We start from the raw sequence: 22,472 nt of genomic DNA on the forward strand, positions 1-22,472 counted from the left end.
GTCCTCAGCTAGGCAGAATCATGGCTGGCTTCGTCTGGCACACTGTCGAGCATCAACCCGCCGGTGTCCGAGCCGCCCAGTACCACATAGGCACTGCTGCAGAACAAAGAGTTCAAACGCTTCATGTCGGCGATCAGCTCCAAGTGTAGCGAACTGGTCTCGAGGCTTTGCATGACTTTGCGCTGCAGGCGGCTGACGTGGGCGTGGGCCAGGCGCCGCTCCTGGGCCCGGAACCGGCGTTTTTCACGCAGCAGCAAGCGGGCGCTTTCCGGGTCGGCGCTGAGGAACACCGACAAGCCCAGGCGCAGGTTGGCCAGCAATTGTTCCTGCAGGCCGGTCAGCTCTTCCAGGCCGACCTGGGAAAACTCACGGCGCTGGCTGGTCTTCTGCTGCTGGACCTTGCGCAGCATGCGTTCGATGAGGTCGCAGGCCAGCTTGAGGTTGATAGCCACTTCGATGATTTCCGCCCAGCGACGGTTGTCTTGCTCGCTGAGGTCCTCGCGTGTCATCTGCGCCAGGTACAGCTTGATCGCGCTGTACAGGGCGTCGGCATCTTCGCCCAGGGCGCGTACCTGCTGGGGCAGCGCCGTCTGGGTGCCCCGCAGGGCCCCCAGCATGGCTTCGAGCAGGCTGTCGACGATGTCGCCCAGGCGCAGGGTTTCCCGCGCGGCATTGGCCAGGGCCAGGCTGGGGGTCTCCAGTGCGGACGCGTCGAGGTGGCGCGCACGGATCTGGCCGTTGCTGTGTTCCCGCTCGGGCAGCAGCACATTGCACAACCGACCCATGGGGTTGACCGTGGGTAGCATCAGCAAGCAACGGGAGGTGTTGTAGAGCAGGTGGAAGCCGATGACCAGCTCTTGCGGGCTGAAGCTCAGCGAGTCCATCCAGCCTACCAGCGGGTGCAGTACGGGAATGATCAACACCAGGCCGATCAGCTTGTACAGCAGGCTGCCCAAGGCCACCCGGCGGCCGGCGGCGTTCTGCATGCTGGTGCTGATGAACGCCAGCAGGCCACTGCCGATGTTGGCGCCGACTACCAGGCCAATGGCCACCGGCAGGCTGATGACCTCGGCACCGGCCAGGGTCGCCGTGAGCAGAACGGCCGCCAGGCTGGAATAAGAGACCATGGCGAACATCGCCCCGACCAGGGCATCGAGCATGATGTCGCCCGTCAGCGAGGCGAACAGCACCTTCACGCCCTGGGCATGGGTGATGGGCGCGGCGGCTTGTACGATCAGCTCCAGCGCCAGGATGATCAGGCCCAGCCCGATACCCACCCTGCCCAATTGGCCAGCCCGCGTCTGTTTGCGCGAAAGGAAGAAGATGACGCCGAGGAAGATCAACAGCGGCGACAGCCAGGATAGGTCGAACGTGAGTACCCGGGCCATCAGCGCAGTGCCGACATCGGCGCCGAGCATGATTGCCAAGGCGGGGGTCATGGCCATCAGGCCCTGGCCGACAAACGAGGTGACCAGCATGGCCGTGGCGTTGCTGCTTTGCACCATGGCAGTGACCAGAATGCCGGCAATGAATGCCAGCGGGCGCTTGTTCATGTTCTGGCCAATGATGCGCCGCAGATTCGAGCCGAATACCCGAAGGATGCCGGTGCGCACGATATGGGTGCCCCAGACCAGTAGCGTTACGGCCGAGAGCAGGTTGAGCAGGGTCAGCATGGCGAAGGCCCCCTGAAGCACAGGCCCATGGGGCCAAGGGAAGAAACGTGAGCGTTCGAATAGGTTTTCATTGCTCACTCAAAGCTTTAGCTGTTTTGCGCAGTGCTTGCCAGCTTCGCACGGTAGTCATCAATTTGAAACATACCGTGAATGAATCATTGCCGGTCTTGCAGGCGCAACGTAGCAGCCATTCAAAAATGAAAAAGGGGCCCCGTAGGGCCCCCGCTGTCCTGCACGTTCCGCTCTTACTGACCCGGAATGTCCTTGCGCAGTTTCACTGGGTCATGCTCTTTGCCGTCCTTGCGGGCCAGGGCAGTGCGCATGCGAATGTTGATGGCCTCTACCGCCAGCGAGAAGGCCATGGCGAAGTAGACGTAGCCTTTGGGCACGTGCACGTCGAACGCTTCGGCGATCAGTACGGTACCGACCACGATCAGGAACGACAGTGCGAGCATCTTCAGCGATGGGTGCTTGTCGATGAAGTTGCTGATGGCGCCGGCGCACAGCATCATCACCAGTACGGCCACGACGATGGCAGCGATCATCACTGGCACGTGGGACACCATGCCTACTGCGGTGATCACCGAGTCCAGCGAGAACACGATGTCGATGATGGCAATCTGAATGATGGTGTAGAAGAACTTGCCACCTGCGCCTTTGGGCGCTTCATCGTTTTCGTCCTCACCTTCCAGGCCGTGGTAGATCTCTTGCGAGCTTTTCCACAGCAGGAACAGGCCGCCGAAGAACAGGATCAGGTCACGCCCGGAGATGCCCTGGCCGAGCACCACGAACAGGTCGGCGGTAAGGCGCATGACCCAGGTGATCGACAACAGCAGCATGATGCGGGTGACCATGGCCAGGGCCAGGCCGAAGATCCGGGTGCGCGGCTGCATGTGCTTGGGCATGCGGCTGACCAGGATCGAGATCATGATGATGTTGTCGATCCCGAGGACGATCTCAAGCGCGGTGAGGGTAAAAAAGGCAACCCAGATTTCCGGGCTGGTCAGCCATTCCATGTTGTTTCCTTCGAGCGGTAAAGGCGACGCGCCCTGCAGGGCGCGTCGCGGTGGGGTAATACGCGTTTATTAAAGACTACTGAACAGCGGGAAAATGCCCATCAGCAGCGCGGCGAACATTATGCACAGGCACACCAGCACTGCCCACTTGAGCGTGAAGCGCTGGTGATCGCCAAACTCGATACCGGCCAGGGCTACCAGCAGGTAGGTCGAGGGCACCAGTGGGCTGAGCAGATGTACCGGCTGGCCGACGATCGATGCGCGGGCCATTTCAACCGGGCTGATGCCGTAGTGGCTGGCGGCCTCGGCCAACACTGGCAAAACCCCGTAGTAGAACGCGTCGTTGGACATGAAGAAGGTGAACGGCATGCTCACGATTGCGGTGATCACTGCCATGTAGGGGCCCATCGCTTCAGGAATGACTGCCAGCAGGCTCTTGGACATGGCGTCGACCATGCCGGTGCCCGACAGAATGCCCGTGAAGATGCCCGCGGCGAAGATCAGCCCGGTGACTGCCAGCACGCTGCCGGCATGGGCGGCGATGCGGTCTTTCTGCTGTTGCAGGCAGGGGTAGTTGACGATCATGGCAATGCTGAAGGCGATCATGAACAGCACCGGCAGCGGCAGGATACCGGCGATCAGCGCGACCATCAGGGCGGCAGTCAGCGCGCCATTGAAGTACAGCAGCTTGGGGCGGCGGGCCTCAGGGAATTGCGAAACGGTGATATCGCTATGGTCGGTGTCATCGGTTGGCAGGTGCAGTTCACCCAGGCGGGCACGCTCACGCTTGCCGTACAGGTAGGCAATGGCCAGGATGGCCAGTACGCCGAACAACATGGCCGGGATCATCGGCACGAAAATATCCGACGGGTCCACGTGCAGGGCGCTGGCGGCACGTGCGGTCGGGCCGCCCCAAGGGGTCATGTTCATCACGCCGCCGGCGAGAATGGTCAGGCCGGCCATGATTCGCGGGCTCATCCCCAGGCGGCTGTACATCGGCAGCATGGCGGCGCAGCAAATCATGTAAGTGGTGGCGCCATCACCGTCGAGCGAAACCACCAGGGCCAGTACGGCGGTACCCACCGAGACTTTCAGCGGGTCGCCCTTGACCAGCTTGAGGATCTTGCGCACGGCCGGGTCGAACAGGCCGGAGTCGATCATCAGGGCGAAATACAGGATCGCGAACATCAGCATCACGCCGGTAGGCGCGAGCTTGCTGATGCCCTCGAGCATCATCGGGCCGATCTTGGCGGAAAAACCGCCGAACACGGCGAACAGGATCGGTACCAGGATCAGCGCGATCAAGGCCGACAGGCGCTTGGTCATGATCAGGTACATGAAGGTGATGACCATGGCGAAGCCGAGGAAGGTCAGCATGGCAATACTCCAGGCGTGGCGCTACGAAAGGAACGTCGATTCGGGCGGGTCAGCGCGTTTGGCGCTGCACGGGGAGCATGCGGAGGGGGATTGCGCGAAGGCGGGCACAGGAATACATCAGGATCACCATTGTTGTTGTTGATTGGGCCGGGCGCGGTTGTTACCGGGTGCCCTGGCTGACCGGTCTTGTGCCGGTGGTGGCGCTATCCTATGAGCACAAGCTTTCAGCCAGCTTTCGCTGAAGCAAAGGCGACGAGAGGTAGATGATGCAGCATGTGACCGAGGGTGGCTGCCATTGCGGCGCGTTGCGGTATCGGCTGGCGGGTGACCTGACGGACATCGCCCACTGCCACTGCACGATCTGTCGGCGGGTAAGTGGTGGGCTGGTCGTGACCTGGCTCACCCTACCCCGCTCGGATTTCCATTGGTTAACGGGTAAGCCGAACTGCTACGTGGCCCCGCCCAGTTGCAGCCGTTACTTTTGTGGGCGGTGTGGGGCCCATGTGGCGCTGGTGACCACGCACAGTCCCGAGACCATCGATGTGACCGTAGCCACCCTCGACCACCCGGAGGGCGTGCGCGCCAACCGCCATATCTGGGTAGGCAGCCGGTTGCCTTGGCTGCACCTTGATGAGGATTTGCCGGGGGAGCACGGGGAACGCCTTTAAGATGCTGTGCTCGTGCTGCGGGTCCTGCCGCTGGCAAGCCAACTCCACTAGGTGGAAGCCGGCTCGCCGCGGATAGGCGCAATTACAACTGCAGGCCACCTGCAGCCTTGTGCAGTGCCCGCAAATGCTCGCCTATCTGCTTCACATTGGCCTCTACCGCAGAAATTTCCCTGGCCCGCGAAGGCTCCAGCAGCGCCCTCACCTCCTTGTCCAGGTTGGTACTCAGGCGCAGCAACCGGGCCTGCCGTTCCTTGCTCTCCCGTTCCAGGCGTTCGCGTTCTTCGGGCTGCGGCAGTCCATAGCCTTTGCTGTCGAGCAATTCTGCCGGGCGGCTGAGGAAGCCGCTGTTGGCAAGCATTTGCTTGAGGGTGGCATCGGCCTTGTTGACGCTGCCATCTTTCAACGCTGCGGCATTCAGGTAGCGCTGCTTGACCTCGTCCTGGGCCAGCAACAGTTGCCGGCGCAGGCTGGCCTGCTCCAGCAGCAGCAGCGCAGCGCTGGTGCGCAGGTCGGCCTGGGCGAACCAGGGGCGACGTTGCTCGGCGCTCAAGGCCAGCCAGTCTTCTACCAGTTGCTGCTTGATCGGCAATTGCTTGCGCAGCACCTCGAACATGGCCTGGTACCGCTCGCGGTAGGAGTCGAAGCGGTAGCCCAGGCGCAGCGCCTCGCGGGGGTTGTCGAGCACGCTCGTGTCGGCCAGCCCCCTGCCTTTGAGCACGGCCAGCAAACCGTTGGGCATGATACTGTCCAGGTCATTCAATTGCGGGTTGGCGGTGCCGCTGCGCAGCAACTTCAGTGACTCTACAGCACAGTTGTTGGACAGGAACCAGTAGTTGCCGTCGTAGCTCCAGTGCATTTCGGCAGCCTGGCGTACCAGGTTTTCAACCTCTTCGCGGTTCAGCTTCAAGGGCACCGAGGCCAGGCTGCGCAGCTCTGTCTTGGTGTATTCGTCGATGACCTGGCCCAGCGGTAGCACGAACAGGCGCGATGGATAGACGCCGACCAGGCCGTCCCAGCTCGATAGCTGCACATCGTTGACGAACGCGCGGTATGACAGTACCAGGCTCTGGTCCAGGTCGAGGCGGCAGTCTGGCCCGCGGGGGCGGCCAGGTTTGCAGATGACCAGGCGCAGCATGCTGTGGCCCCAGCGGCTGACCAGGTTCTGGTTGGCTTCGGCCAGCAGGTAGTCCACTTCATAAACCCGTTCGGGGTCGATTTCGCCCAGTGGCTGGCGGGCGAAGTCGCTACCGGCATTGATGAATGGCAAGCCTTTGGCGCAAGTGTTCTGTGGCGGTGCCCAGCCGAAATGCTCATGCAGGTACTGGTTGAGCGCTGGGCGGCGGCAACCGTAGCTCGGGTCCAGGAGGAAGTACTCCATGTTCACCGCGAGGTATTCCTTGGGGCTGCTGAGTTCATAGCTGTCGGGACTGCGCACGAACTGGCCGTTGTGCTGCTCACGCTCACCCCGGCGGCCCACGTATTGCGGCCAGCCGGCAAGGTCAAGCAGGCGTGGGTCATCGCTCAGGGTGAAGCGGCGCTCAGCCTGGCCGCGGCATTCCTCAGGCAGGCCGATTTTGCCCACGGTGCCCTGTTGGCGTTTACAGCGGGCAATCAGCGATCTTTCACGGCTGGGCCATAGGCGCGCACGGTCGTAGATATGGCTGAGCTCGTGCAGGACAGTGGCCAGTAGCTCTTGTCGCACGGTGCCATGAGGGCGGTTGGTGCGCTCAATGGCGGCACTGCCATCGGTGAGCCCGGGCAGCAGGCGACGGTTGAGCTGAAGCGTGGACACCAGTGTGGCCTGCCCATAGGCGTCGGCTGGCATGTTGTCGCTCCAGCTGACCTGCACGCGGCGGTCGAGTTGCTGCTTGAAGCGCGGGGGCAGCTTGGCCATGGCCTCGTCAAGCAGGGCCTGGCTGGCTTGGGTCTGCTGTGGGTCGAGGCCGGACGACTGCAGCTCGAGCTGCAGGCCGGCCAGGGCGGGCGTGCCGAGCAGCGTCAGGGCGCAGCCGAACAGCCAGGCACGCACGGGCTTCACAGTGCGAGGATGGCTTCGGCCAATACCTGGTCGCTGGCGCCGCGTGCTTCCGGAACGCGCTCGCGCAGGGTGGTGAGGGCAGCTTCGAGCTGCGCGCCACGGATGTCCCCGTTGCTGGCCACGAAGCTGGCTGCGTCGTCGTGGGCTTCGCGTACCACTTTCGAGTCGCGGATCGAAGTGGTGGTGTCCGAGGTGAAGTCGATCGAGCGGCCAAAGGCACGCACGATGATGTTGCTGGTGGCCACCAGGGTCTGTGCCTGGGCCAGGTCAGCCAGCAGCAGCATGCCGAGGGTAGCGGCAATCAGCGGTTTACGCATGGAGCATCTCCGAAAAATTACAGGGAGTCAGATGTAGTCATTGGACGAGAATTGCTTGCGCCAGTTCCAGATCGCCAACGCCCTGCCGTGCGCAATTATGGCGTAATGATTCCAGGGCAGCTTCCAGCCGAGCACCGCGGATCTGGCCATGGGTGGCGACGAATACCGCGGCATCGTCACGGGCCTCACGCACCAATTTGCGATCAAAGGGTGCAGTGGTGACCTGGCTGGTGGCGTAGGCCGAGATCACCAGGCCTTGGGTAGTGGTGTCCATGGCATGGGCGCTGGCCATGCCGGCAAGGGAAAACAGCAGCGGCAACAGATAACGCATGGGCTCTACGACAACTGGAAGTAAGGGTGGCGAGGGCTGGCCTGGCTGTACGGGGCACCCGGCACAGCCTGGGCGCTTGCCGGCGCTTAGATTGCCAGAATGGCCTGGGCCAGTTCGGCGTCGCTGGCCTGCAGGCTTGGCATTTGTGCGCGGATGTGCCGGAACGCGCTTTCCAGCTTGGCACCGCGGATATCGCCTTGGCTGCCTACGAAGCTGGCAGCGTCGTCACGGGCGGCCTGGACGATTTTATCGTCACGGAACGACGAAGAAACATCCGAGGTGGCGTCGGTGGACGCAGCTACTGCCCCTACTACAGCGTCAGTGGTGACGACGAAACTGGTGGCGTTCGCGGTGCCAGCCAGGCTCAGCATAATAGCGGCGCCAATCAGATATTTACGGGACATTTCGTGCACTCCTGAACTCGGGTCGGGTGGTTCTGCTTATCGGACGCTCGCATTGCTGGTCGCGGTACTTATGACAGTGGTTTCTACCAGACTGCCAAGCCAAGCGTATCACGCGCGGGTGTTTCCAGATGTTAACGAAGAACGGGCCGTGAACTGTATCGGTTTGGATTTGTACTACACAAACTGTACCTGTTCAGCGCTTGGCGCTGACCTCTGCATGCCACAAACAAAAAACCCGTCGCAGTTGCCTGCAACGGGTTTCAGGAATTCGCGGTGCCGGCCGAAGCCGGCAAGCCGGTGCTTAGCGCCAGAAAGGCTTGCTCAGCTCTTCGTAACGCTGCGACTCGCTGATGCCAGCGTCGGCCAGCAGGCGAGCGTCCAGGCGAGCCAGTTGACGGCGGCTTGCCATGCGGCGCTGCCACAGCAGCAGAGTGGACAGTGCGCGCAGCGGCAGCGATGCGTTGGATTGCTGGGCGTTGCTTTCAAAAACCAGACCGGAACTGAGGGTACGTTCCATGATGCTTCATCCTTCCGCTTATGGCGGGATTAGGTAGTGATTTAACTGATGCCAATGATCCTCCTCTCTTGTCCAGAACAGTAGATACAGTTCATGCGAAAGACGATGGCTCAGTTAACTGTGTAACCCTACTGTTGCACTCGAAACAGGCGCAACTGTACTGGTCTGCATCTTTATGGTGCATTTTTTGTATGTGGCGATGTTCTGCAGGCTTGAAAGAAGCCTAGGACAGGTACAGTAGTACAGTTCTGGATATTCTTGTGTCTGGACGTGAAACGCGAATGGGCTGGAACAGCAGAAGCGGGGCTGCTGTTCCATGCCGCCGCTGGATCAGCTCGCTTGCATGCGGCCGGTTTCTTCCAGGTTCTCGTGCCAGCTCAGCGCTTCGCGCAGGATATGTGGCGTATGGCCGCCACGTTGGCAGGCGCGCTCGAAGTAATCGTTCAGTGCCGCGCGGTAGTCTGGGTGCACACAGTTGTCGATGATCACGCGTGCCCGCTCGCGCGGGGCCAGGCCACGCAGGTCGGCCAAACCTTGTTCGGTGACCAGGATGTCCACGTCGTGTTCGGTATGGTCCACATGGCTGACCATTGGCACCACACTGGAAATTGCACCGCCTTTGGCAATCGACTTGGTAACGAATACAGCAAGGTGGGCGTTACGGGCGAAGTCACCCGAGCCACCGATGCCGTTCATCATCCTGGTGCCACACACGTGGGTGGAATTGACGTTGCCGTAGATGTCGAACTCCAGCGCGGTATTGATACCGATGATGCCCAAGCGCCGCACGACCTCCGGATGGTTGGAGATTTCCTGCGGGCGCAGTACGAGCTTGTCCTTGTAGCGTTCAAGGTTACCGAATACATCGGCATTGCGACGGGTCGACAGGGTGATGGAGCTGCCCGATGCAAAACGCAGCTTGCCGGCGTCGATCAGGTCGAAGGTCGAGTCCTGCAGCACTTCGGAGTACATGGTCAGGTCTTCGAAGGGCGACTCGATCAAGCCGCACATCACGGCGTTGGCAATGCTACCGATGCCGGCCTGCAGTGGGCCGAGCTTGTTGGTCATGCGGCCAGCTTCCACTTCCTTCTTCAGGAAGTTGATCAGGTGGTTGGCGATACCCTGGGTTTCGTCATCTGGCGGCAACACGGTAGATGGCGAGTCCGGTTGGTCGCTGATGACGATACCCACGATCTTCGCCGGGTCGATCGGGATGGCGGTGCTGCCGATACGATCGTCGACCTTGACCAGCGGAATGGGCGTGCGGGTCGGGCGATAGGTGGGTATATAGATGTCGTGCAAACCTTCGAGGTTGGTGTTGTGCGAGAGGTTGATCTCGACAATCACCTGCTTGGCGAAGATGGCGAAACTGGCCGAGTTACCCACCGATGTAGTAGGTACGATGTGGCCCTGCTCAGTGATGGCCACGGCTTCGATGACCGCGATGTCCGGCAGCTTCAATTGCTGGTTGCGCAGTTGTTCGACGGTTTCCGACAGGTGCTGGTCGATGAACATCACCTTGCCGTCGTTGATGGCCTTGCGCAGTGTGCTGTCTACCTGGAAAGGCATGCGGCGGGCCAATACACCGGCCTCGGTCAGTTGCTTGTCCAGGTCGTTGCCCAGGCTGGCGCCGGTCATCAGGCTGATCTTCAGTGGCGACTGTTTGGCACGTTCGGCCAGTGCATGCGGGACGGCCTTGGCCTCACCGGCGCGGGTAAAGCCGCTCATGCCGACAGTCATGCCGTCCTCGATCAGACCAGCGGCATCAGCCGCACTCATTACCTTGCTGTGCAGAGAGGACAAGCGGATACGGTCACGGTACATGGATTGTTATCTCGGGCTGCTGAAACTACTGCAGCGCAGTCTAGAGATTTCGCCCATTGCCGTCCCACGACCATGGTCGTATGAGAAGCCTCTCGGTAGAGCCGTTGATCCGGATCAACAAAAAGAAAGCCCCGGTAGATGCTTACCGGGGCTTTCTTCATATCGGCGGGTTTGCTGCCGTGTTCTATTCCACTGCCTTGACCATGTCTTCGATGACCTTCTTGGCGTCACCGAATACCATCATGGTTTTGTCCAGGTAGAACAGTTCGTTATCCAGGCCGGCGTAGCCACTGGCCATCGAGCGCTTGTTGACGATGATGGTCTTGGCCTTGAACGCTTCGAGAATCGGCATGCCGGCAATGGGCGACTTGGGGTCGTTTTTTGCCGCCGGGTTGACCACGTCGTTGGCGCCCAGCACCAGTACCACGTCGGCCTGGCCAAACTCGGCGTTGATGTCTTCCATCTCGAAGACCTGGTCGTAAGGGACTTCGGCTTCGGCCAGCAGCACGTTCATATGCCCAGGCATACGCCCCGCAACCGGGTGAATCGCGTACTTCACGGTCACACCGTTGTGGGTCAGCTTTTCGGTCAGTTCCTTGAGTGCATGCTGGGCACGGGCCACCGCCAGGCCATAGCCCGGAACGATGATCACGCTGTCGGCATTGCTCAACAGGAAGGTGGCATCGTCAGCCGAGCCGGACTTGACCGGGCGCTGCTCTTGCGAGCCTTGCGCCGCCCCCGCGTCGGTATCGCCACCAAAGCCGCCGAGGATGACGTTGAAGAACGAACGGTTCATCGCCTTGCACATGATGTACGACAGGATGGCGCCAGAAGAGCCCACCAACGAGCCCGCGATGATCAGCATCGAGTTGTTCAGCGAGAAGCCGATACCCGCAGCTGCCCAACCCGAGTAGCTGTTGAGCATTGAAACAACCACCGGCATGTCGGCGCCGCCAATCGGAATGATGATCAGCACACCCATGACAAAGGCCAGGGCCAGCATCAGGGTGAAGGCACTGTAATGGCCGGTGAACGTGAACAGCAGGCCCAAGGCGATGGTGGTCAGGCCCAGGATCAGATTGAGCTTGTGCTGACCGGCGAACTGTACGGGTGCGCCCTGGAAGAGGCGGAATTTGTATTTGCCCGACAGCTTGCCGAAAGCGATCACCGAGCCAGAGAAGGTAATGGCACCAATGGCTGCGCCGAGGAACAGTTCCAGGCGGTTACCGGTAGGGATCGGGTCGCTGATGGCTGCAACGATACCCATCGACTGCGGTTCGAGCACTGCGGCGATGGCGATGAACACCGCAGCCAGGCCGATCATGCTGTGCATGAAGGCGACCAGCTCGGGCATCTTGGTCATCTCGACCCGCTTGGCCATGATCGAACCGGCGGTACCACCCACCAGCAGGCCGACCAGTACGTAACCGATGCCGGTCGTAGCCCCACCGTTGCCGATGGAGAGCGCCGCGAGCTTGTAGATGAGGCCAACCGTAGTGAGGATGGCGATGCCCATGCCGATCATGCCGAACAGGTTGCCGCGCCGCGAGGTGGTCGGGTGCGACAGGCCCTTGAGCGCCTGGATGAAGCACACCGAGGCGACGAGGTAGAGGAGCGTTACCAGATTCATGCTCATGCTTACTTCTGCGCCTCGTTCTTGGTTTTCTTCTTGAACATTTCCAGCATGCGGCGGGTGACCAGGAAGCCACCGAACACATTGACTGCGGCCAGGGCCACCGCCAGGGTCCCCATCAGTTTGCCGGCCGGGGTGACGGTCAGTGCGGCGGCCAGCATGGCACCGACGATGACGATCGCCGAGATGGCATTGGTGACCGCCATGAGTGGGGTGTGCAGCGCCGGGGTGACGTTCCACACCACGTGGTAGCCCACATAAATGGCCAGCACGAAGATGATCAGGTTGTAGATGCCGTGGGAAATCAGCATGTCTTCCATTGTCGTGCTCCTTAGCCGTTCTTGCGGACGACCTGGCCATCGCGGCACATCAGGCAGGCCGCGACGATGTCGTCTTCGAGGTTGATGGTCAGTGCGCCGTCCTTGTCGAACAGCAGCTTCATGAAGTCCAGCAGGTTGCGCGCATACAGCGCCGAGGCATCGGCGCCGACCTGGGCCGGCAGGTTGGTAGGGCCGACGATGGTCACGCCATGCGCCTGAACAACCTGGTCCGCCACGGTCAGCGGGCAGTTGCCGCCTTGGGCCGCGGCCAGGTCGATGACGACCGAGCCAGGCTTCATCTGGGCCACTGTTTCGGCACTGAGCAGGGTTGGCGCCTTGCGGCCAGGGATCAATGCGGTGGTGATGACGATATCCGCCTGCTTGGCGCGCTCGTGCACGGCCTGGGCCTGGCGTTGCATCCAACTGGCTGGCATCGGCCGGGCATAGCCGCCGACGCCTTCGGCGCACGCCCGTTCTTCGTCGGTCTCGTAGGGGACGTCGATGAACTTGGCGCCCAGCGACTCGATCTGCTCCTTCACCGCCGGGCGTACGTCGGACGCCTCGATCACTGCGCCCAGGCGCTTGGCCGTGGCGATGGCCTGCAGGCCGGCAACGCCCGCACCCAGGATCAGTACCCGGGCGGCTTTGACCGTACCGGCGGCGGTCATCAGCATGGGCATGAAGCGTGGGTAGTGATGGGCAGCCAGCAGCACGGCCTTGTAACCGGCAATGTTCGCCTGTGACGACAGCACGTCCAGGCTCTGCGCCCTTGACGTGCGGGGCGCGGCCTCCAGCGCGAAGGCGGTGATCCCGCGTTCGGCCATCTTGCCGATCAGTTCGCTGTTGAAGGGGTTGAGCATACCTACCAGCAGGCTGCCGCTGTTGATCAGGGCCAGTTCCTGGTCGTTGGGCGCGACCACCTTCAGGACCAGTTGGGCGCCGTATGCATCGGCTGCGGTCCCCAGGGAAGCACCCACGGCCTCATAGGCACTGTCCGGAATGGCGGCGTTGAGCCCTGCCCCCCGTTGAACGGTGACCTGATGGCCCTGGCCAATCAGTTTCTTGATGGTTTCGGGGGTCGCAGCGACCCTTGTCTCACCGGTCTGCGTCTCGAGAGGAACACCAATGTGCACGACTATTTCTCCTGCGGTGACCTTTGTTTTTGTCAAAGCCAGCGCACTGCGAATGGTGTGCTGGGTGGCTGTGGAGCGCCATCCCGCCGGATCCTGGGCGGGCGAAGCATTTTGCAGACGAACCCATAGGGCTTCAACCGGTTCTGGAGCGAAACGAAGTTAAAACTACAAGTCACCCTGTGACCGCTTGTCGCACGCATAAGGTCGCAGCCCATCAACTACGGGCTTTTGCCAGATTAGGAGGAAAAAACAAAAAAATTTTGGCCAGTTCGCTGATGGCTTGTTCGATGTCGCAAAATAACCCGCAAAGCCCCGTAGTCAGGACGGTTAGCGGGTATTTTTGTGCGTACTTAACAGTTTACGAATATGCGACAAATACATATATCTGTAGGTGTTAAAAATAATTGACTACGGGGTCAGGTTGTCCCGTTCCTGGGCATATGCCTGCGCTTGGCTCACCAGCCAGTCACGGAATGCGCGCAGCGATGCGGACTCCACCTTGCGTTCTGGAATCATCAGATAGTAGGCCTTGTCGCTAGTCAGGACGTGTCTGTTAGCGACTACCAGCCTACCCTCCTGCAACTCGCGCTGGATCAGAAACGGCGGTATCAGCGCGACGCCCATCTCGTGCATGGCCGCTTGGGCAAGCATCGAAAACAGCTCATAGCGTGGGCCGGTCATGTCACGTTCCACATTCATGGCCACGCTTGCGAACCATTGCCGCCACGCGTACGGCCGCGTGCTTTGCTGCAACAGTGGCAGCTCAGCGATATGCCGTGCTTCGAGCGTGCCTTGCCCGCCCAGCAGTGCCGGGCTGCATACGGGTAACGGGTTTTCCCCCATCAGCCGCTGCGACTGTGTGCCAGACCAGTCGCCATCACCAAAATAGATGGCGGCATCGAATGTTGTGTCCGCGAACAGAAATGGCCGGGTGCGGTTGGTGAGGTTCACGGTGACCTCCGGGTGGCGCTGCTGGAAGTCTTTGAGGCGCGGTAGCAGCCATTGGGTACCGAATGTCGGTACTACTGCCAGTTCGATCACGCTGGCGCCCTGCTGTCGCATCACTGACAAGGTGTCGCGCTCCACTGCGTCCAGTTGCGCGGCAACCTGGCGGCTGTACGACAGGCCCGCCTCGGTCAGCTTCACACCGCGGCGCGAACGGCGGAACAACTCTACGTTAAGGAACGTTTCCAGGCTGGCAATCTGTCTGCAGACGGCGCCTTGGGTCAAGGAAAGCTCCTGGGCGGCCTTGGTGAAGCTCTGGTGACGCGCAGCGGCCTCGAAGCAAACCAATGCAGAGGTGCTGGGGATCTTGCGTCGCATGTACGTCAACCTCACTCGTAAGGCCGAAAATGTGGCGGGGTTCTGATTTTCGAAGTGACAAAATATCACTATATGGTGCGCAATCCTCGTTTGTATCAGCGGGCAATCAGTCCTAGGCTCAAAGGCACATAAAAACTCCGCCCCCTTCTCGAGGATTCCGCCCATGGCTGGTAAAGCAAGCTTCAACTGGATCGATCCACTGCTGCTGGATCAGCAGCTCACTGAAGAAGAGCGCATGGTGCGTGACAGCGCTTATCAGTTCGCCCAGGGCAAGCTGGCCCCGCGTGTACTCGAGGCGTTTCGTCATGAGCAGACCGACCCGGCGATTTTTCGCGAAATGGGGGAAGTGGGCCTGCTGGGTGCGACCATCCCCGAGCAATACGGCGGCAGCGGCTTGAACTATGTGTGCTATGGGCTGATTGCCCGCGAAGTGGAGCGCATCGACTCCGGCTATCGCTCGATGATGAGCGTTCAGTCTTCGCTGGTGATGGTGCCGATCAACGAATTCGGTACCGAAGCCCAGAAACAGAAGTACTTGCCCAAGCTGGCGAGTGGGGAATGGATCGGTTGCTTCGGTTTGACCGAGCCTAACCATGGCTCTGACCCGGGCTCGATGATTACCCGGGCCAAGAAGGTCGAGGGCGGTTATCGCCTGAGCGGCAGCAAAATGTGGATCACCAACAGCCCGATCGCTGACGTATTCGTGGTCTGGGCCAAGGATGACGCCGGAGATATCCGTGGCTTCGTCCTGGAAAAGGGCTGGCAGGGCCTGAGTGCGCCTGCAATTCATGGCAAGGTCGGTCTGCGCGCGTCGATTACCGGCGAGATCGTCATGGATAATGTGTTTGTGCCGGAAGAGAACATCTTCCCCGATGTGCGTGGCCTCAAAGGTCCGTTCACTTGCCTGAATTCGGCACGTTACGGCATTTCCTGGGGGGCGCTGGGTGCTGCAGAGGCCTGCTGGCACACCGCCCGCCAATACACGCTGGACCGTCAGCAGTTCGGTCGCCCACTTGCTGCAAACCAGCTGATCCAGAAAAAGCTGGCGGACATGCAGACCGAGATCACGCTGGCGCTGCAAGGCTGCCTGCGCCTTGGGCGCATGAAGGACGAAGGCACCGCGGCGGTGGAAATTACCTCGATCATGAAGCGCAACTCCTGCGGCAAGGCGCTGGATATCGCACGCATGGCGCGCGACATGCTTGGTGGTAACGGGATTTCCGACGAGTTCGGTGTCGCCCGTCATCTGGTCAACCTGGAGGTGGTCAACACCTATGAAGGTACGCACGACGTGCATGCGCTGATCCTGGGCCGCGCGCAAACCGGTATCCAGGCTTTCTATTGATAAGGAGCCAGTCCATGGGCGCGTTATCACATCTGCGGGTGCTGGACCTGTCGCGCGTGTTGGCCGGTCCGTGGTCTGGCCAGATCCTCGCCGACCTGGGGGCTGACGTGATCAAGGTCGAGCGGCCGGGCAGTGGGGACGATACCCGCGCCTGGGGGCCGCCCTTCCTTAAAGGTGCCAATGGCGAGAACACGAGCGAGGCGGCTTATTATCTGTCGGCCAACCGCAATAAGCGGTCGGTGACGATCGATTTCACGCGGCCAGAGGGCCAGCGCCTGGTGCGTGAGCTGGCGGCGAAGTGCGATATCGTCATCGAGAACTTCAAGGTGGGTGGGCTGGCGGCCTATGGGCTGGATTACCAGAGCCTCAAGGCCGACAATCCGCGGCTTATCTATTGCTCCATTACCGGTTTCGGGCAGACCGGGCCTTATGCCCGGCGCGCTGGCTATGACTTCATGATCCAGGGGCTGGGTGGGCTGATGAGCCTGACGGGGCGCCCGGAAGGTGAGGAAGGCGCAGGCCCGGTCAAGGTGGGTGTCGCCCTTACCGACATTCTGACCGGGCTGTACTCAACGGTGGCTATGTTGGCTGCCCTCGCCCACCGTGACCAGACTGGGGTCGGTCAGCACGTCGACATGGCGCTGCTGGATGTGCAGGTGGCTTGCCTGGCGAACCAGGCAATGAACTACCTGACCACGGGCACGGCGCCCCGTCGCCTGGGCAATGCGCACCCCAACATCGTGCCTTATCAGGATTTTCCGACGGCGGATGGCGATTTCATTCTTACCGTGGGCAACGACAGCCAGTTCCGCAAGTTCGCCGAGGTGGCCGGGCAGCCTCAATGGGCGACTGACCCTCGCTTTGCCACCAACAAGCTGCGTGTGGCCAACCGGACTGAGCTGATTCCATTGATTCGCCAGGCCACCGTGTTCAAGACCACGGCCGAATGGGTGAGCCAGTTGGAGGCCGCCGGTGTGCCGTGTGGGCCAATTAATGATCTTGCCCAGGTGTTCCGCGACCCCCAAGTGCTGGCTCGCGGGCTGGCGGTCAGTATCCCGCATGCGTTGGCAGGCAATGTGCCGCAGGTGGCGAGCCCGATACGTTTGTCGGCGACGCCTGTCGAGTATCGGCTGGCGCCGCCTATGTTGGGTGAGCATACCGAGGTGGTGCTTGAGGAGGTGTTAGGGCTAGGAGCGGAAGAAGTGCGCCAGTTGCGCAGCGTTGGCGTGTTGTAGGGAATGCTGGTCTAGCTATATAGCGGGGAGGCCGCCAGGCCTCCCCGCTTTGCTTTTTAAGCGCCCTGAAAGTTTATTTGAATTAAAGGTTGACGCCCTCTCGAATCCCCTTATAATGCGCCCCACTTCCAGCGACAACGGAACGACAAACTCCTTGAAATTCAATGAGTTAACCGATTCGGAAGGCGCTGTGAGGGCTACGATCAAATGATCGAATGCGGTCGAGATGATGGTTGACAGCGCTTTTAAACGCTGTATGATTCGCCTCCCGCTACGAGAGATCGCAGCGAGTCAAGTGTTTGAAGCTAAACGAGTTTCTCGCAAAAAACTTCAAAATAAACGCTTGACAGCGAATGAGGAAAGCGTAGAATGCGCGCCTCGGTTGAGACGAAACGCTCTTAACCAACCGCTCTTTAACAAATTGAATCAAGCAATTCGTGTGGGTGCTTGTGAGTACGGACTGATAGTCAAAAAGATTATCAGCATCACAAGTGGCCATGCGAGAAATCACATAGTCATTTGAGATTGCTGAGCCAAGTTTAGGGTTTCTTAAAAACCCAAGCAGTATTGAACTGAAGAGTTTGATCATGGCTCAGATTGAACGCTGGCGGCAGGCCTAACACATGCAAGTCGAGCGGATGACGGGAGCTTGCTCCTTGATTCAGCGGCGGACGGGTGAGTAATGCCTAGGAATCTGCCTGGTAGTGGGGGACAACGTTTCGAAAGGAACGCTAATACCGCATACGTCCTACGGGAGAAAGCAGGGGACCTTCGGGCCTTGCGCTATCAGATGAGCCTAGGTCGGATTAGCTTGTTGGTGAGGTAATGGCTCACCAAGGCGACGATCCGTAACTGGTCTGAGAGGATGATCAGTCACACTGGAACTGAGACACGGTCCAGACTCCTACGGGAGGCAGCAGTGGGGAATATTGGACAATGGGCGAAAGCCTGATCCAGCCATGCCGCGTGTGTGAAGAAGGTCTTCGGATTGTAAAGCACTTTAAGTTGGGAGGAAGGGCAGTAAGTTAATACCTTGCTGTTTTGACGTTACCGACAGAATAAGCACCGGCTAACTCTGTGCCAGCAGCCGCGGTAATACAGAGGGTGCAAGCGTTAATCGGAATTACTGGGCGTAAAGCGCGCGTAGGTGGTTTGTTAAGTTGGATGTGAAAGCCCCGGGCTCAACCTGGGAACTGCATCCAAAACTGGCAAGCTAGAGTACGGTAGAGGGTGGTGGAATTTCCTGTGTAGCGGTGAAATGCGTAGATATAGGAAGGAACACCAGTGGCGAAGGCGACCACCTGGACTGATACTGACACTGAGGTGCGAAAGCGTGGGGAGCAAACAGGATTAGATACCCTGGTAGTCCACGCCGTAAACGATGTCAACTAGCCGTTGGAATCCTTGAGATTTTAGTGGCGCAGCTAACGCATTAAGTTGACCGCCTGGGGAGTACGGCCGCAAGGTTAAAACTCAAATGAATTGACGGGGGCCCGCACAAGCGGTGGAGCATGTGGTTTAATTCGAAGCAACGCGAAGAACCTTACCAGGCCTTGACATGCAGAGAACTTTCCAGAGATGGATTGGTGCCTTCGGGAACTCTGACACAGGTGCTGCATGGCTGTCGTCAGCTCGTGTCGTGAGATGTTGGGTTAAGTCCCGTAACGAGCGCAACCCTTGTCCTTAGTTACCAGCACGTTATGGTGGGCACTCTAAGGAGACTGCCGGTGACAAACCGGAGGAAGGTGGGGATGACGTCAAGTCATCATGGCCCTTACGGCCTGGGCTACACACGTGCTACAATGGTCGGTACAGAGGGTTGCCAAGCCGCGAGGTGGAGCTAATCTCACAAAACCGATCGTAGTCCGGATCGCAGTCTGCAACTCGACTGCGTGAAGTCGGAATCGCTAGTAATCGCGAATCAGAATGTCGCGGTGAATACGTTCCCGGGCCTTGTACACACCGCCCGTCACACCATGGGAGTGGGTTGCACCAGAAGTAGCTAGTCTAACCTTCGGGAGGACGGTTACCACGGTGTGATTCATGACTGGGGTGAAGTCGTAACAAGGTAGCCGTAGGGGAACCTGCGGCTGGATCACCTCCTTAATCGACGACATCAGCCTGCTGATGAGCTCCCACACGAATTGCTTGATTCATTTGCTGATGAGAACTCAGAAATGAACATTCGTCGATGAATGTTGATTTCTGACTTTTGTCAGATCGTTCTTTAAAAATTCGGATATGTGATAGATATAGACTGACATGCACTTTCACTGGTGTGTGATCAGGCTAAGGTAAAATTTGTGAGTTCTGCTCTTAATTGAGCGAAATGCGAATTTTCGGCGAATGTCGTCTTCACAGTATAACCAGATTGCTTGGGGTTATATGGTCAAGTGAAGAAGCGCATACGGTGGATGCCTTGGCAGTCAGAGGCGATGAAAGACGTGGTAGCCTGCGATAAGCTTTGGGGAGTCGGCAAACAGACTGTGATCCAGAGATCTCTGAATGGGGGAACCCACTCAGCATAAGCTGAGTATCTTGTACTGAATACATAGGTGCAAGAGGCGAACCAGGGGAACTGAAACATCTAAGTACCCTGAGGAAAAGAAATCAACCGAGATTCCCTTAGTAGTGGCGAGCGAACGGGGACCAGCCCTTAAGTTGATTTGAGATTAGTGGAACGCTCTGGAAAGTGCGGCCATAGTGGGTGATAGCCCCGTACACGAAAATCTCTTATCAATGAAATCGAGTAGGACGGAGCACGAGAAACTTTGTCTGAATATGGGGGGACCATCCTCCAAGGCTAAATACTACTGACTGACCGATAGTGAACCAGTACCGTGAGGGAAAGGCGAAAAGAACCCCGGAGAGGGGAGTGAAATAGAACCTGAAACCGTATGCGTACAAGCAGTGGGAGCCTACTTTGTTAGGTGACTGCGTACCTTTTGTATAATGGGTCAGCGACTTATATTCAGTGGCGAGCTTAACCGAATAGGGGAGGCGTAGCGAAAGCGAGTCTTAATAGGGCGTTTAGTCGCTGGGTATAGACCCGAAACCGGGCGATCTATCCATGGGCAGGTTGAAGGTTAGGTAACACTGACTGGAGGACCGAACCGACTACCGTTGAAAAGTTAGCGGATGACCTGTGGATCGGAGTGAAAGGCTAATCAAGCTCGGAGATAGCTGGTTCTCCTCGAAAGCTATTTAGGTAGCGCCTCATGTATCACTGTAGGGGGTAGAGCACTGTTTCGGCTAGGGGGTCATCCCGACTTACCAAACCGATGCAAACTCCGAATACCTACAAGTGCCGAGCATGGGAGACACACGGCGGGTGCTAACGTCCGTCGTGAAAAGGGAAACAACCCAGACCGTCAGCTAAGGTCCCAAAGTCATGGTTAAGTGGGAAACGATGTGGGAAGGCTTAGACAGCTAGGAGGTTGGCTTAGAAGCAGCCACCCTTTAAAGAAAGCGTAATAGCTCACTAGTCGAGTCGGCCTGCGCGGAAGATGTAACGGGGCTCAAACCATGCACCGAAGCTACGGGTATCACCTTTTGGTGATGCGGTAGAGGAGCGTTCTGTAAGCCTGTGAAGGTGAGTTGAGAAGCTTGCTGGAGGTATCAGAAGTGCGAATGCTGACATGAGTAACGACAATGCGAGTGAAAAACTCGCACGCCGAAAGACCAAGGTTTCCTGCGCAACGTTAATCGACGCAGGGTTAGTCGGTCCCTAAGGCGAGGCTGAAAAGCGTAGTCGATGGAAAACAGGTTAATATTCCTGTACTTCCAGTTATTGCGATGGAGGGACGGAGAAGGTTAGGCCAGCCTGGCGTTGGTTGTCCAGGTTTAAGGTGGTAGGCTGAAATCTTAGGCAAATCCGGGATTTCAAGGCCGAGAGCTGATGACGAGTTGCCTTTAGGCGACGAAGTGGTTGATACCATGCTTCCAAGAAAAGCTCCTAAGCTTCAGATAACTGGGAACCGTACCCCAAACCGACACAGGTGGTTAGGTAGAGAATACCAAGGCGCTTGAGAGAACTCGGGTGAAGGAACTAGGCAAAATGGCACCGTAACTTCGGGAGAAGGTGCGCCGGCGAGGGTGAAGGACTTGCTCCGTAAGCTCATGCCGGTCGAAGATACCAGGCCGCTGCGACTGTTTATTAAAAACACAGCACTCTGCAAACACGAAAGTGGACGTATAGGGTGTGACGCCTGCCCGGTGCCGGAAGGTTAATTGATGGGGTTAGCGCAAGCGAAGCTCTTGATCGAAGCCCCGGTAAACGGCGGCCGTAACTATAACGGTCCTAAGGTAGCGAAATTCCTTGTCGGGTAAGTTCCGACCTGCACGAATGGCGTAACGATGGCGGCGCTGTCTCCACCCGAGACTCAGTGAAATTGAAATCGCTGTGAAGATGCAGTGTATCCGCGGCTAGACGGAAAGACCCCGTGAACCTTTACTATAGCTTTGCACTGGACTTTGAATTTGCTTGTGTAGGATAGGTGGGAGGCTTTGAAGTGGGGACGCCAGTTCTCATGGAGCCATCCTTGAAATACCACCCTGGCAACTTTGAGGTTCTAACTCAGGTCCGTTATCCGGATCGAGGACAGTGTATGGTGGGTAGTTTGACTGGGGCGGTCTCCTCCCAAAGAGTAACGGAGGAGTACGAAGGTGCGCTCAGACCGGTCGGAAATCGGTCGTAGAGTATAAAGGCAAAAGCGCGCTTGACTGCGAGACAAACACGTCGAGCAGGTACGAAAGTAGGTCTTAGTGATCCGGTGGTTCTGTATGGAAGGGCCATCGCTCAACGGATAAAAGGTACTCCGGGGATAACAGGCTGATACCGCCCAAGAGTTCATATCGACGGCGGTGTTTGGCACCTCGATGTCGGCTCATCACATCCTGGGGCTGAAGCCGGTCCCAAGGGTATGGCTGTTCGCCATTTAAAGTGGTACGCGAGCTGGGTTTAGAACGTCGTGAGACAGTTCGGTCCCTATCTGCCGTGGACGTTTGAGATTTGAGAGGGGCTGCTCCTAGTACGAGAGGACCGGAGTGGACGAACCTCTGGTGTTCCGGTTGTCACGCCAGTGGCATTGCCGGGTAGCTATGTTCGGAAGAGATAACCGCTGAAAGCATCTAAGCGGGAAACTTGCCTCAAGATGAGATCTCACTGGGATCTTGAATCCCCTAAAGGGCCGTCGAAGACTACGACGTTGATAGGTTGGGTGTGTAAGCGCTGTGAGGCGTTGAGCTAACCAATACTAATTGCCCGTGAGGCTTGACCATATAACACCCAAGCAATTTGCTGACGCAGATTACGGTGG

General features: G+C 58.8%; 16 protein-coding genes and 2 rRNA genes. 5 read left to right on the forward strand and 13 right to left on the reverse strand.

The features are described 5' to 3' along the window. Positions 1-8: 8 nt before the first annotated feature. The 3 genes from AACG97_RS01140 to AACG97_RS01150 all read right to left on the reverse strand — a co-directional run bounded on the left by AACG97_RS01140 (position 9) and on the right by AACG97_RS01150 (position 4,066). A complete protein-coding gene (locus AACG97_RS01140; protein ID WP_009683566.1) occupies positions 9-1,673 on the reverse strand; it encodes a Na/Pi cotransporter family protein in 1,665 nt (554 codons plus the stop codon). Between the two features lie 245 nt (positions 1,674-1,918). Further along, positions 1,919-2,689: a TerC family protein gene (locus tag AACG97_RS01145; protein WP_029885361.1), complete on the reverse strand. Its 771-nt coding sequence runs from the start codon at positions 2,687-2,689 to the stop codon at positions 1,919-1,921. Positions 2,690-2,758: 69 nt separating this feature from the next. Next, complete coding sequence (locus AACG97_RS01150; protein ID WP_009683564.1) at positions 2,759-4,066, reverse strand: CitMHS family transporter; 1,308 nt, start codon at positions 4,064-4,066, stop codon at positions 2,759-2,761. 266 nt (positions 4,067-4,332) lie between these two features. Between AACG97_RS01150 and AACG97_RS01155 the strand changes: the two genes are divergently transcribed. Next, entirely contained in the window at positions 4,333-4,734 is a 402-nt protein-coding gene (locus tag AACG97_RS01155) for a GFA family protein (RefSeq protein ID WP_029885362.1), read from the forward strand. A gap of 82 nt (positions 4,735-4,816) precedes the next feature. On the opposite strand, the gene AACG97_RS01160 is transcribed toward AACG97_RS01155, so the two are convergent. The 10 genes from AACG97_RS01160 to AACG97_RS01205 all read right to left on the reverse strand — a co-directional run bounded on the left by AACG97_RS01160 (position 4,817) and on the right by AACG97_RS01205 (position 14,574). Further along, positions 4,817-6,772 carry a DUF7844 domain-containing protein gene (locus AACG97_RS01160; protein WP_009683562.1) on the reverse strand — a complete coding sequence of 652 codons (1,956 nt, stop codon included), beginning with the start codon at positions 6,770-6,772 and terminating at the stop codon, positions 4,817-4,819. After that, complete coding sequence (locus AACG97_RS01165) at positions 6,769-7,089, reverse strand: DUF2388 domain-containing protein (RefSeq protein ID WP_009683561.1); 321 nt, start codon at positions 7,087-7,089, stop codon at positions 6,769-6,771. The genes AACG97_RS01160 and AACG97_RS01165 overlap by 4 nt, the downstream gene beginning before the upstream one ends. Before the next feature lie 37 nt (positions 7,090-7,126). Next, entirely contained in the window at positions 7,127-7,420 is a 294-nt protein-coding gene (locus tag AACG97_RS01170; RefSeq protein WP_009683560.1) for a DUF2388 domain-containing protein, read from the reverse strand. Positions 7,421-7,506: 86 nt separating this feature from the next. Beyond that, positions 7,507-7,824 carry a DUF2388 domain-containing protein gene (locus tag AACG97_RS01175; RefSeq protein WP_009683559.1) on the reverse strand — a complete coding sequence of 106 codons (318 nt, stop codon included), beginning with the start codon at positions 7,822-7,824 and terminating at the stop codon, positions 7,507-7,509. Positions 7,825-8,125: 301 nt separating this feature from the next. Then, positions 8,126-8,341, reverse strand: a complete 216-nt coding sequence (locus tag AACG97_RS01180) for a DUF1127 domain-containing protein (RefSeq protein ID WP_003256968.1) — start codon at positions 8,339-8,341, stop codon at positions 8,126-8,128. A 330-nt stretch (positions 8,342-8,671) separates the two neighbouring features. Next, complete coding sequence (locus AACG97_RS01185) at positions 8,672-10,165, reverse strand: acetyl-CoA hydrolase/transferase family protein (protein WP_029885367.1); 1,494 nt, start codon at positions 10,163-10,165, stop codon at positions 8,672-8,674. Between the two features lie 184 nt (positions 10,166-10,349). After that, positions 10,350-11,801, reverse strand: coding sequence for an NAD(P)(+) transhydrogenase (Re/Si-specific) subunit beta (locus AACG97_RS01190; protein ID WP_009683557.1), 1,452 nt, complete (start codon positions 11,799-11,801; stop codon positions 10,350-10,352). A gap of 2 nt (positions 11,802-11,803) precedes the next feature. Then, complete coding sequence (locus AACG97_RS01195) at positions 11,804-12,118, reverse strand: NAD(P) transhydrogenase subunit alpha (protein WP_003256966.1); 315 nt, start codon at positions 12,116-12,118, stop codon at positions 11,804-11,806. An 11-nt stretch (positions 12,119-12,129) separates the two neighbouring features. Then, positions 12,130-13,251, reverse strand: a complete 1,122-nt coding sequence (locus tag AACG97_RS01200) for a Re/Si-specific NAD(P)(+) transhydrogenase subunit alpha (protein ID WP_009683556.1) — start codon at positions 13,249-13,251, stop codon at positions 12,130-12,132. A gap of 408 nt (positions 13,252-13,659) precedes the next feature. Continuing rightward, positions 13,660-14,574, reverse strand: coding sequence for a LysR family transcriptional regulator (locus tag AACG97_RS01205; protein WP_054904518.1), 915 nt, complete (start codon positions 14,572-14,574; stop codon positions 13,660-13,662). A 163-nt stretch (positions 14,575-14,737) separates the two neighbouring features. On the opposite strand from AACG97_RS01205, the gene AACG97_RS01210 reads away from it, so the two are divergent. The 4 genes from AACG97_RS01210 to AACG97_RS01225 all read left to right on the forward strand — a co-directional run bounded on the left by AACG97_RS01210 (position 14,738) and on the right by AACG97_RS01225 (position 22,434). After that, on the forward strand, positions 14,738-15,919 hold the full coding sequence (locus AACG97_RS01210) for an acyl-CoA dehydrogenase (protein WP_054904519.1): 1,182 nt from the start codon (positions 14,738-14,740) through the stop codon (positions 15,917-15,919). Positions 15,920-15,933: 14 nt separating this feature from the next. Next, entirely contained in the window at positions 15,934-17,154 is a 1,221-nt protein-coding gene (locus AACG97_RS01215; protein ID WP_197886366.1) for a CaiB/BaiF CoA transferase family protein, read from the forward strand. Between the two features lie 569 nt (positions 17,155-17,723). After that, positions 17,724-19,260: ribosomal RNA gene (locus AACG97_RS01220) — 16S ribosomal RNA — on the forward strand. A gap of 281 nt (positions 19,261-19,541) precedes the next feature. Next, positions 19,542-22,434, forward strand: a 23S ribosomal RNA gene (locus tag AACG97_RS01225). Together the 16S and 23S rRNA genes form the textbook arrangement of a ribosomal RNA operon. The last annotated feature ends 38 nt before the right edge of the window (positions 22,435-22,472 follow it).

Source organism: Pseudomonas sp. Nvir, assembly GCF_963778085.1.
Taxonomy (GTDB): domain Bacteria; phylum Pseudomonadota; class Gammaproteobacteria; order Pseudomonadales; family Pseudomonadaceae; genus Aquipseudomonas; species Aquipseudomonas juntendi.